Origin of the sequence: Terriglobus saanensis SP1PR4 (assembly GCF_000179915.2) — a bacterium.
Taxonomy (GTDB): domain Bacteria; phylum Acidobacteriota; class Terriglobia; order Terriglobales; family Acidobacteriaceae; genus Terriglobus; species Terriglobus saanensis.
In genome coordinates this window covers 2,609,189-2,627,905 of record NC_014963.1, presented here as the reverse complement: position 1 = coordinate 2,627,905, position 18,717 = coordinate 2,609,189, and the positions used below count along the sequence as shown (strand labels likewise).

13 protein-coding genes are annotated in these 18,717 nt (G+C 58.5%); 4 read left to right on the top strand and 9 right to left on the bottom strand.

Features of this window, described 5'->3' with window-relative positions; translation table 11 throughout:
• The first annotated feature begins 9 nt into the window (after positions 1–9).
• Positions 10–948: a UDP-glucuronic acid decarboxylase family protein gene (locus ACIPR4_RS10835; RefSeq protein WP_013568710.1), complete on the top strand. Its 939-nt coding sequence runs from the start codon at positions 10–12 to the stop codon at positions 946–948.
• Here ACIPR4_RS10835 and ACIPR4_RS10830 read toward each other — a convergent pair.
• The 6 genes from ACIPR4_RS10830 to ACIPR4_RS10805 all read right to left on the bottom strand — a co-directional run bounded on the left by ACIPR4_RS10830 (position 945) and on the right by ACIPR4_RS10805 (position 9,931).
• Positions 945–2,765: a capsule assembly Wzi family protein gene (locus tag ACIPR4_RS10830; protein WP_013568709.1), complete on the bottom strand. Its 1,821-nt coding sequence runs from the start codon at positions 2,763–2,765 to the stop codon at positions 945–947. The genes ACIPR4_RS10835 and ACIPR4_RS10830 overlap by 4 nt on opposite strands.
• A gap of 71 nt (positions 2,766–2,836) precedes the next feature.
• Entirely contained in the window at positions 2,837–3,655 is an 819-nt protein-coding gene (locus tag ACIPR4_RS10825) for a thiamine pyrophosphate-dependent enzyme (RefSeq protein WP_013568708.1), read from the bottom strand.
• A gap of 71 nt (positions 3,656–3,726) precedes the next feature.
• Entirely contained in the window at positions 3,727–6,399 is a 2,673-nt protein-coding gene (gene aceE / locus ACIPR4_RS10820; protein ID WP_013568707.1) for a pyruvate dehydrogenase (acetyl-transferring), homodimeric type, read from the bottom strand.
• Between the two features lie 107 nt (positions 6,400–6,506).
• Complete coding sequence (gene argJ / locus ACIPR4_RS10815) at positions 6,507–7,730, bottom strand: bifunctional glutamate N-acetyltransferase/amino-acid acetyltransferase ArgJ (RefSeq protein WP_013568706.1); 1,224 nt, start codon at positions 7,728–7,730, stop codon at positions 6,507–6,509.
• Positions 7,731–8,846, bottom strand: coding sequence for a Gfo/Idh/MocA family oxidoreductase (locus ACIPR4_RS10810; RefSeq protein WP_013568705.1), 1,116 nt, complete (start codon positions 8,844–8,846; stop codon positions 7,731–7,733).
• On the bottom strand, positions 8,840–9,931 hold the full coding sequence (locus tag ACIPR4_RS10805; protein WP_013568704.1) for a Gfo/Idh/MocA family oxidoreductase: 1,092 nt from the start codon (positions 9,929–9,931) through the stop codon (positions 8,840–8,842). Before ACIPR4_RS10805 ends, ACIPR4_RS10810 begins: the two co-directional genes overlap by 7 nt.
• Before the next feature lie 231 nt (positions 9,932–10,162).
• Here ACIPR4_RS10805 and ACIPR4_RS10800 point away from each other — a divergent pair, with 231 nt between their 5' ends.
• From ACIPR4_RS10800 to ACIPR4_RS10790, 3 genes are all read left to right on the top strand, one after another.
• Complete coding sequence (locus ACIPR4_RS10800; RefSeq protein WP_013568703.1) at positions 10,163–11,605, top strand: TolC family protein; 1,443 nt, start codon at positions 10,163–10,165, stop codon at positions 11,603–11,605.
• Between the two features lie 2 nt (positions 11,606–11,607).
• The gene (locus tag ACIPR4_RS10795) at positions 11,608–12,867 is read left to right on the top strand and encodes an HlyD family secretion protein (RefSeq protein ID WP_013568702.1); all 1,260 of its coding nucleotides are present in this window, start codon (positions 11,608–11,610) and stop codon (positions 12,865–12,867) included.
• Between the two features lie 101 nt (positions 12,868–12,968).
• Positions 12,969–13,943 (top strand): VTT domain-containing protein, encoded by a 975-nt coding sequence (locus ACIPR4_RS10790; RefSeq protein WP_013568701.1) that lies wholly within the window; start codon positions 12,969–12,971, stop codon positions 13,941–13,943.
• On the opposite strand, the gene ACIPR4_RS10785 is transcribed toward ACIPR4_RS10790, so the two are convergent.
• Genes ACIPR4_RS10785 through lptF form a run of 3 tightly spaced genes read right to left on the bottom strand, consistent with a single transcriptional unit; the run spans position 13,940 to position 18,696 of the window.
• Positions 13,940–15,688, bottom strand: coding sequence for an ABC transporter ATP-binding protein (locus ACIPR4_RS10785; RefSeq protein ID WP_013568700.1), 1,749 nt, complete (start codon positions 15,686–15,688; stop codon positions 13,940–13,942). The genes ACIPR4_RS10790 and ACIPR4_RS10785 overlap by 4 nt on opposite strands.
• 8 nt (positions 15,689–15,696) lie before the next feature.
• Entirely contained in the window at positions 15,697–16,317 is a 621-nt protein-coding gene (locus ACIPR4_RS10780; protein WP_013568699.1) for an FKBP-type peptidyl-prolyl cis-trans isomerase, read from the bottom strand.
• Positions 16,318–16,347: 30 nt separating this feature from the next.
• A complete protein-coding gene (lptF, locus tag ACIPR4_RS10775; protein ID WP_013568698.1) occupies positions 16,348–18,696 on the bottom strand; it encodes an LPS export ABC transporter permease LptF in 2,349 nt (782 codons plus the stop codon).
• Positions 18,697–18,717 lie beyond the last annotated feature (21 nt).

The following is an 18,717-nucleotide window of genomic DNA, read 5'->3' as shown; positions in this document are numbered from 1 at the left end:
GCGCAGAGAATGCATTGGAAGACTGTACTTGTAACAGGCGGAGCTGGTTTTCTGGGATCTCATTTATGCGACGCTCTTCTGCAGCGTGGATCTCGTGTTATCGCAGTAGACAATCTTTCGACAGGTAGGCTGAAGAACATAGCCCACCTGTCGAAAGAGTCGATGTTTTCGTTTGAAGAGCACGATATCTGCGAGCCGTTCGACTATGGCGCGGTGGATTTCGTCTTCAACATGGCATCGCCTGCGAGCCCCCCGGGATATATGAAACTGGGAGTGGAGACACTTCGCGTGGGATCGGTGGGCACGGAGCAGACGCTCCAGATAGCTCGCCGTTACCAGGCTGGCTATCTCCACGCCTCGACTTCGGAGTGCTACGGCGATCCGAAGGAGCATCCCCAGACGGAAGAGTATTGGGGTAACGTCAACCCGATTGGACCGCGTTCGGTTTACGACGAAGCCAAGCGGTTCTCCGAAGCCATGGTGATGGCGTATCACCGTTATTACAAGGTGAATACCCACCTGGTGCGCATATTCAATACCTATGGGCCGAGACTCGATCCGAAGGATGGCCGCGTGATCTCGAACCTGATCATGCAGGCCTTGGCGGGTGAAGATCTGACCATCTACGGAGATGGTTCGCAGACGCGATCTTTCTGCTACGTCTCCGATCTGATTGCGGGCATTCTCGCGCTGGCCGAAACCTCAGAGGCTACGCCAGTAAACATCGGCAATCCTGACGAGTTCACGATCCTGTCCGCTGCTGAGATTGTGAAGGAGCTAACAGGTTCGAAGTCGAAGATTGGTTTCGCGCCTCTTCCTGAGGACGATCCCAAGCAGCGCCAGCCCGATATCTCCAAGGCTGGACGTCTCTTTGGATGGAAGCCAAAGGTCGCCCTCCGCGAGGGGCTTGGCCTGACCATTCCATACTTCCAGCAGATTGAACTTTAGGGAAGCTGAGCGCCTGAGTGCAGGCGGGGATACCATTTCACCTGAATATTTCCCGTGGTGAGATGCTGTTCTCCGTCTGCAACGAAGGGCGCCTTCCATGGCTCATAGGAGACTGCGGCGGTCACCTCTAAATCTCGATAGAAACGCTTGATGGCCGTGACCGAGAAGGTATTCTGAGTCGTGCCGAGCTGGATGAAGTCCTTAGGATTCTTCTTGTTTCGGTACTCGAACTCAATCGATTCATTCGGGGAAAGATGGTATGTCAGCCATAGCTGACCTCCCTTGGCCTCGCGGCCGATCCAGTCGCCCATGATGAAGCCCTTATTGGTATACCCCTCAAGCTGAATAATCTCGAAGTAGTTGAAGCGGCCTTGCACGCTGCGCGAGGTATTTGGATCGGTCGAGACCGCTTCCACGCGAAGGTCCATCTTCGGGAGCTTCGGCAAGTGCGAGAGATAGACTCCGGTGCGGTAGGCGGCGCGGCGCGGCGCGCTGGGCGGTGTTACATCGTCATGCGCCATTGTGTCCGCGTAGAGTGTCGCCCAGTGGGTCAAGAAAGGGAGTCGCCAGGAGAAGTCGAAGAAGCTGTAGCGAGCGCCTGGGTCTTCTGCGGTGGCTTTTTGCGCAGGCGTAACGTCGTCGAAACTGAAGAAGCTTTTTAGGAAGGTGTGAAAGGTAATGGGTTCATGGCCCTTTCCGCCCCAGATTACGCTGCGGGTCAAACCGAACTGAAAATTGCTGGTGGGAGCGAACGAGAACTTTTCCGTATGCATCCATGGGCTGTTGGGAAACTGGTGTCCTTTGAGGCTCCCAACCGAGATGTCATAACGGAGCGGACCGATCAGACGCGAAAGCAGCGGGATATGGAGCGGTTCGACTCGATTAATACGGAGGGCATACATGCTCTCCGCATTGTTGGACAGGGCCATAGAGCCGCCGCGTGCCGGACTGAGCCAGTTGTCTGTTTTACCGCCGGAGATCTCGTGCCCCAGAATATGGAAGGAAAGCGAAGCGTCGATGAGGCGGAAGTAATCCCGCGTGCCGACATGGAGGCCCGGAACCGTCAGGAGCTGATCGTTAAAGGTATAGAAATCGGGCGCAACGAGGGCCTGATTCTCTGCGAGCGTATACCCTCCGGCGGAGGCGGCGTGCTGATATTCACCGCGCACGTGGAGGGAGAAGCGACCGAATTCGGCCAGAGTTGAAACGCCGTTGTAGGTGTTGAACCCTTCGCCGTAGGGCCGACCATAGTCATTGATGTAGCTTTGGCCGACGTGATAGCTGTCGCGCAACACCGTGCCGCCATTGACCATGGCGCGCGCGTATCCGTTCTCTATACCGTAGACGTAGCCCCGCGGCTTGCCTTTCTCAGGGATCTCGCCTTGAAGAGCGCGCAGCGTGGTGGCAAGGATATCCATCGCCTGTTCGTTTCCGTCGCCATTGATGTCGATTTCGCTCCGCTGCAGCATGTGCAGAGCGCTGCGTCGCGTCCAGGGACGCATGTTGATGAAGGCTGTATCGAGGTATCCCATCGCGTGCAGACGGAGTAGGGCCGGATAGATCCAGCTATCGATGGGAATATACGTGGAGCCGAGCTTGCCATCGGCATAGGTGATCTCGCCATAGGCATCGCGCGAGCCGATGACCTCGCTCTGTTGCGGGATGGGGCGCGACGATGTCTGCGGCGTCCCTGGGGAATCAACTGCTGCAACAGCGGAAGCGGGGACGGCAGTGGCTTCAGGACGTATTTCTTCGGCTACGCTGAAGGCGGAAGAGAATAAAAACAGAAACGTAGCCAGCAACAGAAACTTCCGCAAAACTCACCTCACGCCCACACTCTGCAACTGCCTGAAGGGACGCTCTCCAGTCTACCGTTTTATCGCAGTCTTTATCGCTTTGAACCGAGCGTGCCGAAGCTGTCTTCCAGTGTGGCAGAAAAGCGCTCAATGAGAAGGTCATGGCGACGCTGGTTGAAGATTTTCTTGGCCTGCAGTCGGTCCTTCATTGCTTCGATCGGGTCCTGTTGATGCGAGAAGAAGCGGCATTCCACAAGTACGCTGCCAATACCTGCACGGGTGCGGCCCAGGGCCTCCTGTGCAACGCGGCACATGGCGACCGCATCCTGACCGTCGACGGGCATATGCGGAACGCTATGGAGTTCCTTGCTCGTAAGTGTCAGCTTTTGCGCATTGTTCGTACGGCAGACGAGGATCAAAGGAAGGCTGGATTGGGCCGCAACACGGAGCGCCGCATCGAGCTTTAATCCGTCCTTGACCTCCCCCAGCAGAACGAGCGTCACACTGCGCAGAGGGTTGGCTCCCTTCTGGATCTGCAGGCCCATTGCAACGCCTGCGGCGAAGGTGCCCATCTCGGCGACGGAGCCGGTAAAGATATTGGAATCGGTGGCCGGAGCGAAGATCGGGCGCGTTGCGTTGCGGTCGTCGGAGAGCGCCTGTCCGAGCACGGAGGGAATCGACTGGCCACGCAGAAGTGCAGCGCCCAGATTTTCTTTGCGTGCGATCAGTACGTCGCGTTTTCCCAGACCATCGAGCAGCGCCGCGAGCATCGCTTCTTCCCGGCGATTCCGTTTAGGTGTGCGGCTGTGTGCAGCAAAGCGATCCTCAAAGAGGCGCACACGCAGCATGGCTTCATAGATGTGCCACAGCTTCTCATTGCTGATTAATGGTTTGAATACCTTTTCGGCCACGACAGATCACCCCTCAAGACTTCAAACAAAGGGCGCTGACGGCAGTGCCGCCAGCGCCCGAAATTACCTTATTACCGCTTTGCTGGATCGCCAAGCTCTGTCTGGATGCCGAGGTCGGCAAAGGCCTTCTCTGCGACCTTGGCCTTGACCTTGCCTTCACGCACAAGGCGCGATAGCGTTGCGGCGACGATCGCGTTGGCATCCACCTCGAAGTGACGGCGCAGGTTTTCGCGATTGTCTGAGCGTCCAAAGCCGTCCGTTCCGAGAGCAACCAGACGACCGCCAAGCCAGGGAGCGAGCGAGTCCGGCATGACCTTCATGTAATCGCTGGCGGCGATGATTGGGCCCTGCGCGTTGCCAAGAGCTTCGACGACGGTGGACTTCTTCTCCGGCTGCGCGGGATGCAGGCGGTTCCAGCGCTCCGTCTCCAGCGCGTTGCGACGGAGCTCGGTGTAGCTGGTGACGCTCCACACATCGGCCTCGATGTTGTACTTCTCGGAGAGAATGGCTTGTGCTTTGACGACTTCGTTGAGGATAGGACCGGAGCCGAAGAGCTGCACCGTGCCTGCGCCTTTGGCTGCAGGCTTGAACTTGTAGATGCCGCGAAGGATGCCTGCTGTGTCGAGGTTCGCCGGAGCCTCGGGCATGACGTAGTCCTCGTTGTACATGGTGATGTAGTAGAAGACCTGCTCGTTCTCCTGGTACATGCGGCGAAGGCCGTCCTGCACGACGACGACGAGTTCATAGACATACGCCGGGTCGTAGCTGAGGCAGGTGGGCACTGTGGAAGCGAGAACGTGCGAGTGGCCGTCCTGATGTTGAAGGCCTTCTCCCAGCATCGTGGTACGACCGGCAGTACCGCCCATCAGGAAGCCCTTGCCGCGTGAGTCCGCGAAGGCCCAGACCATGTCTCCGATGCGTTGGAAGCCGAACATGGAGTAGTACATGTAGAAGGGAATCGTAGGGACGTTGTAGTTCGCGTATCCCGTTCCAGCAGCGGTGAAACTGGCCATCGAACCGGCTTCCGTAATGCCTTCTTCGAGAACCTGACCATCTTTCTCCTCGCGATAGCTGAGGAGCATGTCGGAGTCATGCGGAATGTACTTCTGGCCTTCTGAGGCGTAGATACCGACCTGCTTGATAACGGATTCGAGGCCGAAGGTACGACCCTCGTCGGGAACGATGGGGACAATCAACTTGCCGATCTTCGGATCCTTGAGCAGGTTACGCAGCATGGCGACGAAGCCCATGGTGGTGGAGACTTCGCGGCCCTTGGAACCGGCCATCCACTCCTTGAAGAATTCGAGTGTGGGCGCTGTGAAGTCGAAGGGCTTGACCGTGCGCTGAGGCAGATAGCCGCCAAGTTCAGCGCGGCGTGCCTGCAGGTACTGGATCTCCGGAGCATCGTCCGCAGGCTTCCATGGCTTTCCGTTCTTTGCCTGTTCTTCGGGGACAGGAATGTCGAAGCGCTTTACGAAGGCGACGACGCCCTCATCGGTGAGCTTTTTCTCCTGATGCGAAGCGTTGCGGGCTTCCGTGGTTCCGAGGCCGTAGCCCTTGACCGTCTTGGCAAGGATGACCGTTGGGCCGCCCTTATGCTCTACGGCACGCTTGTAGGCGTTGTAGATCTTCAACGAGTCATGGCCACCGCGATGCAGGCGCGAGAGCTCTTCGTCGGTCTTGTCTTCGACCAGGGTAAGCAGTTCAGGGTACTTGCCGAAGAAGTGCTGGCGGAGATACGCGCCGCCCTTGGCTTTGTACGCCTGGAAGTCGCCGTCGACGCACTCTTCCATACGCTTGAGTAGAAGGCCGGTGTGGTCGCGCTCGAAGAGAGCATCCCAGTCCGAACCCCAGATAACCTTGATGACGTTCCATCCCGCGCCGCGGAAGACACCTTCGAGTTCATCGATAATGCGTTTGTTGCCGCGGACAGGGCCGTCGAGGCGCTGCAGATTGCAGTTGACGACGAAGATCAGGTTGTCGAGCTTCTCACGTGTGGCAAGGCCGATTGCGCCAAGAGTATCTACTTCGTCCGTCTCGCCGTCACCGACAAAGGCCCAGACTTTGCGGTCGGTCCTCTCGATGATGCTGCGGTTCTCAAGGTAGCGCATGAAGCGTGCCTGGTAGATCGCGTTCAGAGGTCCGATTCCCATAGAGACGGTAGGAAAGCGCCAGAAGTCCGGCATCAGCCATGGATGCGGATAAGAGGAGAGGCCGGGAGTGTCGCGGAGTTCGTGGCGGAAGTTTGCGAGATGTTGTTCGCTCAGGCGGCCTTCAAGAAAGGCGCGGGCGTAGACGCCGGGAGAAGCATGGCCCTGGAAGTAAACGAAGTCGCCGGGCTGTTCGCCGTACTTGGCACGGAAGAAGTGGTTGAAGCCAACTTCGAGAAGGGTCGCCAAAGAGGAGTAGGTGGAGATATGGCCGCCAATACCGGCGTCTTTCTTGTTCTGGCCGTGGACCATCGCCATGGCATTCCAGCGAAGGAGGGCCTCGATGCGACGCTCAAGGTCACGGTCTCCGGGATAGGGCACTTCATCGTGCTTAGGGATGGTATTTTTGTAGGGCGTGGTGACGTCGTTCTGTGCGGAGAGACCGGCTTCGCGAGCGCGGGCACGCAGGGCTTCCATCAGGTCTTCGCCCTGCTGCGGGCCTTCGGCCACGATCATCTCGTCGAAGGCTTCAATCCACTCGGCGATCTCAGCTTGCTTGTCGTTTACTACCGGGACGGTGGTCTTCGTGGCCATGAGAAGCAATCCTGTCATCTGCGGCAGACTGCCAGCTCACCCGCCGGCGCACACAGACTCGAAATTTATTATAAGTGCGACCGGCACTGGTCATAAGCGAAACCACTTTAGGTGGAGTAGTCCGCGTTGATGTGGACATATTCCACGGTTAAATCGCAGGTTAAAAAGCGACAGCTCCCGTCACCCTGTCCCATATCGATGGAAATGGTGTATTCCCGCTCCCGCATGACGGCGTGGGTGGCGGCCTCGTCAAAGGCCTCTGCTCTCACACCGTTTTCGAAGACAGGAAGGCCCTCAATGGTGATCCGAACTTTTTCTAAATCGAATTCAACACCACTGTAACCTGCTGCGGCCAGGAGGCGACCCCAGTTAGGATCGGCGCTGGACCACGCTGTTTTGCAGAGGGGCGAGTGCGCGATGGACTTTGCAATTGTCTTGGCTTCCGTGTTGGAGCGGGCGCTGGTGATGTCGAGGGTGACGACGTGCGTGGCGCCTTCGCCATCGTCGATGACGGCGTGTGCAAGTTCATCGCAGACCCGCTGCAATTCCTTGGTGAAAGAAGACCGGACGGCGGTGCTTGCTGCGTCCCAGTTCACACTGCTTGCTCCGCTTGCTAAAAGAAGAACGGTGTCGTTGGTGGAGGTATCGCCATCGACCGAGATGGAGTTAAAGCTGCTTTCGACGGCAGGTCCCAGCAGACCGCGGAGATCTTCCGCGCCGATGGCTAGATCGGTGAAGAGATAGACGAGCATGGTCGCGTGCGGCGGACCGAGCTGCGGGCCAATCATGCCTGCGCCCTTGCAGGTGCCAAAGATATGGACGCTGTTTGCGCCGTCCTCTACGCAGCCCTGCGAGACCTTGAGCTTCGTGTCGGTGGTCATGATGGCTTTCGCGAAAGCCTCCGCGTCCGCAGGGCGTGAGCCCAGACCTGCGGCAGCAATCGGCAAGCCCGCAAGAAGCTTTTCTACGGGCAGAGGAACGCCGATGATGCCGGTGGAAGAAGGGAAGACTTCGTTTTGCGGACATTCGAAGATCTCGGCTGCGCTTTTGCAGGTGGCGTAGGCTGCATCAAGACCGGCTTTTCCCGTCGCACAGTTTGCGTTGCCCGCGTTGACCACTACGGCGCGCACGCGGCCACCGGTCGCGGTCATGAACTCTCTGCCTACGATGATGGGCGCGGCGACGACCTGATTTTTCGTAAACATTACGGCCGCTGTAGCTGCTGTATCTGCGACCGCGACGGCGAGATCGGGCCGTCCACTTGCTTTAATGCCTGCCTTGACTGCCGCCCAGCGAAATCCCTTCGGCAGCTCTTTGCGTACTGAAGCCATCTATTCCTTCTCCCAATCGGTGTCGCTCACGGCGACGGTTGTGCGTGTGGCGCTGCTCTGCATGGCAAGTTCCAGCAGACGAATCGTGCGAGCGCCGTCTTGTGGTGTGACGGCCAGTTCTGCTTCTCCGCGGAGCACATCGCGTATGTTGGCGTAATAGCCGCGATAATCGCTGGGAATCGTGGGAACGCGGCGTTTTTCGAGCGCTGCGGGAACGGCAGGATCCGCGGCGGTGGTGAGTTCTCCCCAGAACTGTTCTTCCTCGCGCCACCACTCGGTCGCTTCATCGAGCCTGGGAACACGGCCGCCGCTGTCGACGAGATTTTGCTGCTGGTCGATCCCGTTTTTTACAAAGCTGCCGTGGGTTCCGTGCGCGACAAAACGCGGTCCCGGAGCCGCACCGATCAGCGTGGCCTGCAGTCGTACGTGGACTGGTGCGCCCTCGCGTTCAAACTCCAGACCCAGATCGAAGGCGTCGGCGATCTTCGACCCCGCGCGGTCTCTCCGTACGTCTGCGGTGACAGAGACGGGTCTTCCAAGCAGAGCGATCATCTGATCCACCATGTGTGGTCCCAGGTCGAGGAGAATTCCGTTTTCTTCGCTCTCTTCTTCCTTCCACGTACCCTGGCGAAGGATGGGACGAAAGCGGTCCATCTTGGCTTCGACCGTGACCAGGCGACCGAGGGTGCGTGCTTCGATCAGGGATTGCAGCGTGACGAAATCCCCGTGCCAGCGCGAGCAGTGGAAGGGCGCGAGGAGCAGGCCAAGCTCTTTAGCGAGCTTCTCCATGGCCAGGGCATCGCTCCATGTTCCCGCCATCGGCTTGTCTACGACGACGTGCTTGCCGCGTCGAAGGGCCTGCATTGCCATGGGCGCATGGGTTGCGTTGGGAGTTGCGATGACGATCAGATCGACGTCGCTCGCGAGAAGGTCCTCAAAGCCGCGAAAGATTGTGGCGTCAGGCCAGGCGCGGGCCGCCGAATCGCCGGAGCGTTGGACGATTCCGCTCAGAACGAGCCCAGGAACCGCCGAAACGAAGGGCGTATGGAAGACGCGTCCCGCGAGACCATATCCGACGACGCCAACCTTAATCTCACCTTGGACCGGCTTTACCATGTGGCCGCCTCTGGCTTGATGCTTGCCCCTGTGCGGCTGCTTTCCAACACCATCTCGATGATGCGCAGGGCACGTACAGCGTCCTGACCCGTAACCGCCAGAGAAGCCGCGCCCAGAACGGCGTCGCGAACGTTGGCGTAGAAGCCCCGATAGTCTCCACGTTCTGTTTTCACCTGTGTACGCTCAAGCTTCGCCGGTTCCGCTGGATTCGGTGCGAGGGTGAGTGTGCCCCACGCGCTTTCTGCCTCCTGCAGCCAGCTCGGGTCTTCCATGGGAGGAACCTTCGCTCCCGCAACAATCGCGGGCTCCTGTGGATCTACACCGAGCTTCTTGAAGCTGCCTTTTGTTCCGTGGACAAGCAAGCGGGGCGAAGGATCAGCAGCCAGCATGGTGGAGCGTAGCCAGACCGTTAGAGGCTTACTCTCTACGGTATATCGCAGGGAGATATCGAAGGCGTCCTGGATTGCCGTCACATCACGGTCCGAACGCGAGGAGCCCCATACGGAGTCGGGTTTGCCAAAGAGAGCGAGGGCCTGATCGATGAGGTGAGGGCCAAGATCCATCAGCAGGCTATGCATGTCTCCTGCCTGTTCTTTCCATGTGCCTTGGCGCTGCACGGGACGAAATCGGTCGAAGTGAGACTCAAAACTGGAAACCCGGCCCAAAGTGCCTTCGGCGATGAGCTTTTTCACTGTAAGGAAGTCGCCATCCCAGCGGCGATTGTGGAAGGGGGCGAAGACGAGTTCCTTGGAAAGAGCGAGAGCCGTCAACTCGGCAGCTTCGTCGCTGGTGGCAGTGACCGGTTTGTCCACAACCACATGCTTACCTGCCTGAAGCGCGGCTTTGGCAAATTCAAAGTGGGTTGCATTCGGGGTGGCTACGACCACGAGGCCAATGTCGCTAGCGAGCAGATCTTCGAGCGAACGGACGATCCGGGTTGAGGGATAAGCAGCCTGCGCTGTATCTCCCGAACGTTGAAAGAGGACGGAGAGCTCCAGCCCCGGCACGGCTGAAACGAACGGCGCATGAAAAACTCTGCCTGCCAGACCAAAACCGGCGACTCCAACTTTGATGTCTTGACTCACTTGGTTTCTCCACAAGAACTTTTATCTCTTTGATTCTACGGTCGAACACTATGCAGACCGAGGCATCGCTATGAGACGATTGTGAAAATATTCTGCATCGCGGACACAACATCTCTGCATCTCATAACAAACGACAGGGTGGCGGGACTACGATTGAACACTAAGGGAAAAGTAGAAACCATTGGCTTGCGAAGGCTGACTCTGGTTGGATTGGCATGTTTGGGAACATCCATGGCTGTGGCCCAACTGGGCGGATCGAAGGGAACGTCGTCCAATGAGGCGACCGGACCTGCGACCGTTGCAGCTGCTCAACAGACTCTTTCCACAGTAAATACGCAGTCTTCGTCCACTACGCCTCAGCAGGCTGGCCAGGGCGATTATCGCGGGTCTCTCATTGAGGGGAAGTCCACCGGGACAGTCCTCGACCTGTCGCTGGATGACGCCATGGCACGCGGCCTGCGAACGAATCTCGGCCTTATCCTGCAGGGCACTGCGGAGAAAACGGCGGCTGGTCAACGGTTGCAGAGCCTCCAGTCCCTTCTGCCTACAGTGACAGGAACCGCAAGTTATACCGTGCAGCAGATCAATCTTGCGGCGTATGGCCTTAATTTTCCTGGTTTCAATCCCATCGTTGGCCCGTTCCAGGTCTTCGATTTTCGCGCATCGCTTTCACAATCGCTAGTCAACGTTCCTTCGATCGAACGTTACGTTGCTTCGAAACACAACTTTCAGGCAGCAAAGCTGACCGCCGAGGATGCGCGCAGTCTAGTGGTCCTGACGGTGGGTAATGCTTATCTCCTCTGCATCGCGGATGTGTCGCGCATCGAGGCAGTGCAGGGCGAGTTGAATAGCTCCAAGGTCTCTCTGGATCAGGCGACTGCGGCGCATAACGCGGGCACAAGTCCAAAGCTCGATGTGCTTCGCGCCCAGGTGGATTATCAGAACCAGCAGCAGCAGTTGATCTCCGCACAGAACAATCTGTCGAAAGACAAACTGGCTTTGGCTCGCGTGATTGGTTTGCCGCTCGATCAGGAGTTTCGTACGACGGATCTGGTTCCTTACGTAGCTCTGGATCATGTGGATCCGAATACGGCTTACACTCAGGCTCTGGCTGCTCGTAAAGATCTGAAGGCATCGGCGGAACAGGTGAAGTCGGCGAACTCGCAGAAGACTGCGGCGTGGGCAGAGCAGCTTCCCGAGGCACACTTCTCTGGTGATTTTGGCGATATCGGTGCTACTGTGGGCCACTCACACGGCACCTACACGGCGACTGGCGAGATTACCGCGCCCATTCTGCAGATCGCCAAGACGCGCGGCGATATTCTTGTGGCCGAAGCCGCGCAGGAGCAGGCAAAATCACGGCTTTCCGATCGTGCGCAGCAGGTGAATGCGGACGTGCGCGACGCCATCCTGGATATCGAAGCCGCTGCGAAACTCGTCGAGGCGACGAAGTCCAATGTCGACCTTGCGAATGAGGCGTTGCTGGAGTCGCAGGACCGCTTCCGCTCGGGCGTTTCGGACAACCTGGCCGTGTCGCAGGCACAGGCTCAGACTTCGCAGGCAAACGACCAATATATTAGCGCGCTGTACCAACACAACATCGCGAAGCTTTCACTCGCGCGTGCGTTGGGCATCGCCGACAGCAGCTACAAGACCTATCTGGGAGGAAAATGACCGTGGCAGAGCCCGATCAGCAGAATCAACAACCGGCAACCGACGATAAACAGGCCGGAAACAGTGCGCCGCCGCCACCTCCTGAGACGCCCGAGAAGAAGGCGCGCCGCAAGTTCATCATCTTCGGCGTGGTTTTGTTGCTCGTCCTTATCGCCCTCTTCTTTTACTGGAGGTCGACCTTTACGGAGAACACGGACGATGCCCAGGTGGACGGCGATCTCTATGCCGTTTCCGCACGTGTGGGCGGGCAGGTCATCAAGGTCAACGTCACGGATAACCAGGAGGTCAAAGCTGGCGATGTGATCGCCGAAATCGACCCCCGCGACTATCAGGTGGCTTTGGAGCAGGCCGAGGCCGAGTTGGCGAATGCGAAGGCAAGCTATGTGCAGGCAAGCTCAAACGTGCCGATCACAGCGACCCAGACACAGACGGAGTCGGCCACAACAGGATCCGACGTCGCTTCCGCTCAGGCAGGGGTTGCACAGGCCCTGAAGCAGGTAGCTGCAGCCCAGGCGCGCGTTGCGCAGGCCCAGGCGAATGCCACCAAGGCTGCGCTGGACGTAGAGCGTTACACGCCACTCGTCGAGAAGGACGTCATCTCCAAACAGCAGTTCGACCAGGCTGTCGCGACCGCTGCTGGAACCCAGGCAGCATTGCTTGAGGCGCAGTCGAATGTGATCGCGCAGCAGGAGAATGTGCGTCAGATGCAGTCGAAGCTGGCTCAGGCTCGCTCGCAGGCTTCGCAGGCCAATATCAACGGACCGAAGCAGGTAGCTGTGCAGCAGGCGAAGGCACAGGGCGCAACGGCTGACATACAACAGGCCCAGGCAAAGGTCGATCAGGCCCGCCTGAACCTCAGCTATACCCACATCACTGCTCCGACGGCAGGCGTCATCAACAAAAAGAATGTCGCCGTGGGACAAAACATCAGCATAGGGCAGAACATGCTGACGATCATCCCGCTCGACAATCTCTGGATTACGGCCAACTTCAAGGAAACACAGCTTCAGAAAATGAAGCCCGGCCAGAAGGTTGAGATCAAGGTGGATGCACTCGGCGGTCGCAAGTACGAAGGCCATGTCACCCAGATCGGTGGCGCTACCGGATCGCGTCTTTCGCTCTTTCCCCCGGAAAATGCGACGGGAAACTATGTGAAGGTGGTCCAGCGTATTCCGGTCCGGATCGATCTTGAGCCGAACCAGAACAACGATCACCTGTTGCGCCCAGGGTTCTCTGTGGATCCCGACGTCGCAATCAAGTAATTAACCGCTTGACGCCCGGCTCCGCTTTTGCGGAGCCGGGCGTTTTTGCTTGTCCGAAAGATTTTCGCACCCGATCAAGAATCGCTATCATCTACAGATATATGCCAATCGCACTCCAATTCTTTGTCCACTATGCCTACGGCATCGTGTTTCTTTGGGTGCTGATCGAGCAGCTGGGCCTCCCCATCCCTTCTGCTCCCATGCTGCTGACGGCGGGAACCCTCTCGGCAACGCACAAGATCCACGCGTTTCCAGTGATGCTCGCGGTCCTGGCGGCCTGCGCCATCGCAGATTCGCTCTGGTATTTTGCGGGTGTCCGTTACGGAGGCCGCGTCGTGCGGCTCGTCTGCCGTCTTTCGCTGGAAGCTTCCGCCTGCGTGAAAAAGACGGAGGGCTACTTCGAGCGTCGCGGCGCAATTACGCTGGTTTTTGCAAAATTCGTTCCCGGACTTTCTGCTCTCGCACCGCCCATCGCCGGACAGGCGGGCATGCCCTTTGCACGTTTTCTTGCGCTGGACTTGATAGGTTCCACGCTATGGGGCGGAGCTTTTGTCTTCGGTGGCAGCTTCTTTGGACGCCTCGCGGAGCGCAGCACGATGCTCTTTCATGCCCTCGGCCGTTATGGCGTGGTCATCTTCGCTGTTTTGCTGCTCAGCATCATCGGCTACCGGCTCTACCGCCAGAGGTCGTTTCTGCTCTCTGTGCGTGAGTTGCGCCTTGGGCCGGATGAGCTGAAGTCCATGATCGAGACTGCGGAAAATCTTGGCGGCGAACCGCCGGTCATCGTCGATCTCCGCCACCCGCTCGACTATCTGCCCGATCCGCGTGTCTTACCGGGCGCCTATCGAATCGGACCGAAGGAGTTGGAGAAACAGGCCGCGCTTTTGCCGCGTGATCGCGACATTGTGCTGTACTGCACTTGCCCATCGGAGGAGACCTCGGCGGCGTTGGCTCTACGCCTGCACAAGCTGGGGATTCACCGTGTGCGTCCGCTGAAGGGCGGATTCGAAGGCTGGCGCGATGCGGGATATCCGCTCATGGACTACACTGAGCCGGTTCTTCCGCGTATCGCCTAAGCTACGACGGCGATCTCTTCTTCCAACTGCTGCTTCTGATAAAGCCCACGGTAGTATCCTCCCGCGGAGAGCAGCTCTTCGTGCGTTCCGGTTTCCACGATGCGACCATCCACCAGAACAGCGATGCGGTCCGCGCTCTGCGCCGTGGAGACGCGGTGCGAGATGAAGATTGTGGTACGCCCCTTCATCTGTTCGCGCAGAGCCAGAAGGATGCGTTCTTCCGTGTAAGTGTCCACGCTGGCCAAGGCATCATCCAGAATCAAAATCCGCGGATTGCGCAGAAGTGCGCGGGCGATAGAGGTGCGCTGCTTTTGGCCGCCCGAAAGGGTGATGCCGCGTTCTCCAACCAGCGTATCGAAGCCAGCAGGGAATTCCTCGATCTCTGTGGCGATGTGTGCGGAGACGGCGGCCTCTCGTACCTGGGCCGGTGTTGCTTCGCGCACGCCAAAGGAGATGTTGTCGCGAATGCTGGTGGAGAAGAGAAACGTCTCCTGCGGCACAAACCCGATGCCTTCGCGCAACTGCGCCAGAGACCACTCGCGAATGGGGCGTCCATCGATCAAGACCATGCCTGCTTCGGCATCCAGAAGACGGGGGACAAGATTTACGAGCGTCGATTTGCCCGAGCCGGTAGGCCCAACGATGGCGAGACTGGTTCCCGCCGGAATCGTGAGGTCGATATCGCGCAGGATCTCGGCGGCACCATAACGGAAGGTCAGGCCACGGAACTCGATGTCGCCCCGTATCTCCGGCAGGACTGTGTTCTCTACTGCTGGCTCATCCCAGATGGCGGGCTTCTGCCGTAGGAGTTGGTCAATGCGTTCTACGGATGCGGTTCCGCGCTGAAAGAGATTGACTACCCATCCGAGGGCGATCATAGGCCAGATAAGCTGCACCATGTAGACCATGTAAGCCGTGAATTGGCCTACGGACAGGCGATGCTGTACGACCTCGCGGCCGCCGAAGAAGAGCGTCGCCACCAACGAGATGCCGAGGACGAACTCCAGCGTGGGCCAGAGCATCGCCATCAGGCGCACGAGCATGAGCGAGCGACGGATGTACTCCTGGTTCGCGGTCTCGAAGCGGGCGACCTCGGCTTCTTCCTGAGCGAAGGCGCGAACGAGCCGTGCACCGGAAAAGTTTTCCTGCGCCTGCGCCGAGATGTCGGAAAACATCGCCTGGATGCGTTCGAAGCGCCGATGGATGCGACGTCCCATGGTCTGCACGAGCAGCGACGCCGCGGGAAGTGGAAGGAACGCAAAGATCGTGAGCCTCGGGCTCATGCGGATCATGAACGGCAGCGCAGCGAGTGTGAAGACCACGGTGTTCGCCGAGTACATGATGGCCGGGCCAAGAAGCTGACGGACGGCATTCAAGTCGTTCGTCGTGCGGGCCATGATGTCGCCCGTACGGTGTTCATGATAAAAAGCGGGCGGTTGGCGTTCGAGATTTGCGAAGAGGTCGTTGCGCAGATCGAACTCGATCTCGCGCGAAGCGCCGATGATGATCCACCGTGTCAGGTAAAGGAAGATGGCTGCGGCGACGGCCACAACGAGAAGCCACACCGCATCGTGTGCGACATCCCGTTCGCCCACATGCCGCGAGATATGGTCGATCGCGCGGCCAATCAGCAGCGGCATCACGATCTTGGAGCAATTGTAGAGCACGACGGAAAGACCGCCCCAAGCCAGCGACGCACGATAGCGCTTGAGGTAAGGACGCAGCGGTTTGAGACGGTCAAGCATCGATAGTCCTACTTCTGTGCCGGTGCAGGGGGTGCGGTCTGATCCGAGGGAGTATCGGATTGACCGAGAAATTCGATGTCAAAGATCAGCTGCGCTTTTGCAGGGATCACAGGAGGATGACCAAACTCGCCGTAGGCCAGTTGATAGGGAACCAGCAGACGCCGCTTTCCTCCAACATGCATGCCTTCAAAGCCCGTATCCCAACCGGTGATGACGCGCTTCGCCCCTGCAGCAAAGACAAAAGGCTCGCCACCAGGATGATCGTGGGAGGAGTCGAACTTCTTCCCATCGGTCGTCCAACCGGTGTAGTGAACGGTGTAGTACTTGTGTGGCAGGGCGAGTTCTCCGGTGCCGATGGTGATCTCCACGTACTTCAGGGCATATGCAGTCTGAGGTACACCTGTAACAGCGGGCATTTCTCCCACAGCAGCCAATCCTTCTACCGGCGGCGGCGCCGGTACCGTAGTGTGTGTGCGGGCGCGCGCACGGGAGGCAGCGGTTCCGGTCTTCGTCGTAGTTGTTTTGCTTTTTGCTGGCTTGGTCGTTGCAGGCGTACTTGTCGTTTGTCCTTGAAAGGACGCGGAAGTGATGCAGGTTGCCATCACGAACATCACACTCAGATTGCGCAAAATGTCTCTCCTGCCTCTATTGTATTGCGATTAGGTGGGGGTTCGCAGCAGCAGATACGTTCCGCCAAGAGCAAACAGAAGGTCAACGCTCCACGCCGCGAGCATCGGTGGAAGGGCGTTCACATTGCCCATGGATTCAAAGACACTCGCGATGAGTTGGTACGCGATCGCCATGCCAATTGCGGTGGCGTATCCGGCCAGCGAGCCCCGTTTGCCCATCATCATGGCGAAGGGCACGGCGAAAATAGCCATCACCAGCGTCATCAGCGGATAGGCGATCTTGTGATTCAACTGAACACGGAGCCGCATGGTGTCAAAACCGCTCTGTTTCAGGTCGTGAATATACGCGCTCAGATCGCCGTAGCTCATCTCCTGCGAGGGACGGCTCTCTTTCTTGAAGTAGGCCGGAAGCTCATGGATCTCCGGAAAGGTACTGGTTGCAAAGGGCTGGTAGGTGGCAATGCTCTCGTGATTGAAGGTGCGCTGCCATCCGTTTTCCATCTCCCACTGTTGCACCTGTGGGTTCCATCGTGCGCTGGTGGCAAAGATACGACGCTGCAGAAGGAAGCTGCCGGGTTGAAACTCGAAGACCGTCAGATTGGCGAAGACGTCTTTGTCGGAGTCGAAAAACTGGTAGTAAAAGATCCGCGTCGGCGAGCCATTGGCTTCCTGTCCGCTGATCCATTTACGGTCGGGCCGGAGAAAGGTCTGCGCGGGCTTTCCCTTGATCTCGCTGCGCAGGGCCTCCTGCCTGCGATTCGCCTGCGGCAGGTATAAGTCGTCAAAGGCGAAGAGTCCCACCGCAAGCACCGCTGCCAGAACGAAGATCGGAGCGACGATGCGGTAGAGGCTCATGCCGCTCGCTTTCATGGCGGTAAGTTCGCTCGATCGGTTCAGGCCGCCCACCGTCACCAGCACGGCGATCAAGGCGCAGAGTGGCGTCAGGCTGTAAATCATGTAGGGAATGAGGTTCAGCAGGTATCCGCCCACGGTCACGAGAGGGGTGCGGTTGCGAATGATATCGCCAATGAGTTCGAAGAAGCTGAAGACCACGCTCAGGACAAGGAAAGACGAGAGCACTAGCGCCAGGCTGGTAAGAAACTCGCGCATCACGTAGTCATCCAGAAGCAGAGGGAAGCGGCTATGCAACAGCCTGCGTCCTCTGTGCGCAGCGCCTTCGAGCGCGTGCTTGATGCCTTCTCCCTTTTTTCTGCTCCGCAGGAAGCTCGCCGTCACCCTCTGCAGCCAGACGCCTACACTTGCGATGCGTCCCAGGGCCACGGTTCCAATCGTCATCTGGCGCAGAAGAAGAACGCCTGCAAAGCCAAACAGAACATTGGCGGCCCAGACCCCGATGACAGGATGCAGCTTGCCTTGCTTTGCCAGCGCCACGCCTACCGAGGAGAGGAAGTAGTAGAGGAACACCAGGACGATGGTGAGAACGAATCCTGTGCTTTTGCCACCACGGCGTGAGGAGAGCCCCAACGGAACACCAACGAGCATCAGTACCACGCAGGCGATGGGATAGCTCAGGCGACGGTTCAACTCGATCATCGCGGCCCGTCTTTGCGGCCCGGGCTGCGCCTGCCACAGCTGTCCTGCGGTCATGGCGGCCATGGGCGCATCGCTCCGCGTCAGCTTGATATCTTCCTGCTGGCCCGCCTGCATGGGGACATCGTTTTCGGCGAAGGTGGAGATGTTGTACTGGTTCGGATCGGTCGGCGAGATCTGGTGCGTCGATCCATCCATGAAGTGCAGGCGAAGCGTTTGTTGTTTTCCAACAGCCACGACGGCCTGGTTCGCGGTGGTGATGTAGGGCGTTGCGGGCTGCGTCAGGTCGGCAAGAAAGACATGCTTCCAGATCGTGGCGCCCTGTGAAGGCTGCGTGTCCTGTACATAGAGCACGTAATTTTTGAAGTCTTCATAGAAGACGCGAGGCTGCACCTCGAAGGAAGCCTGCGAAGACTTCAGATCGTTTTCCAGACGGAGGAGAGACGCCGTGCTTTTGGGAGCGATGTAGAGCGAGTTCACCAGGCCGACAAGAAGCGCAACGACCGTTGACATCGAGACGACGCGCACGAACTGCATCACACCGAATCCGCTGGCGCGCATGGCCGTCACTTCACTGTCCGCAGAAAGGCGACCGAGCCCCAGAAGGATTCCCACGAGAACCGTCATCGGAATGGTGAAGGTCAGAGTGGCTGGAAGCGAATAGAGAAGGATGCGGCCGACGTCATTTGGGGTCGCAGAACCGCGCACGGCGAGTTCCAGAATGTGGCCGAGGTCGCGCTGCATGAAGAGCACGAAAGTAAACAGCGCTCCACCCAGCATGGCGTGCGAGACGACTTCGCGTAGGATATATCGCGTCAGTATCCGCACGGTGCTCCCGCCAGATGCTCT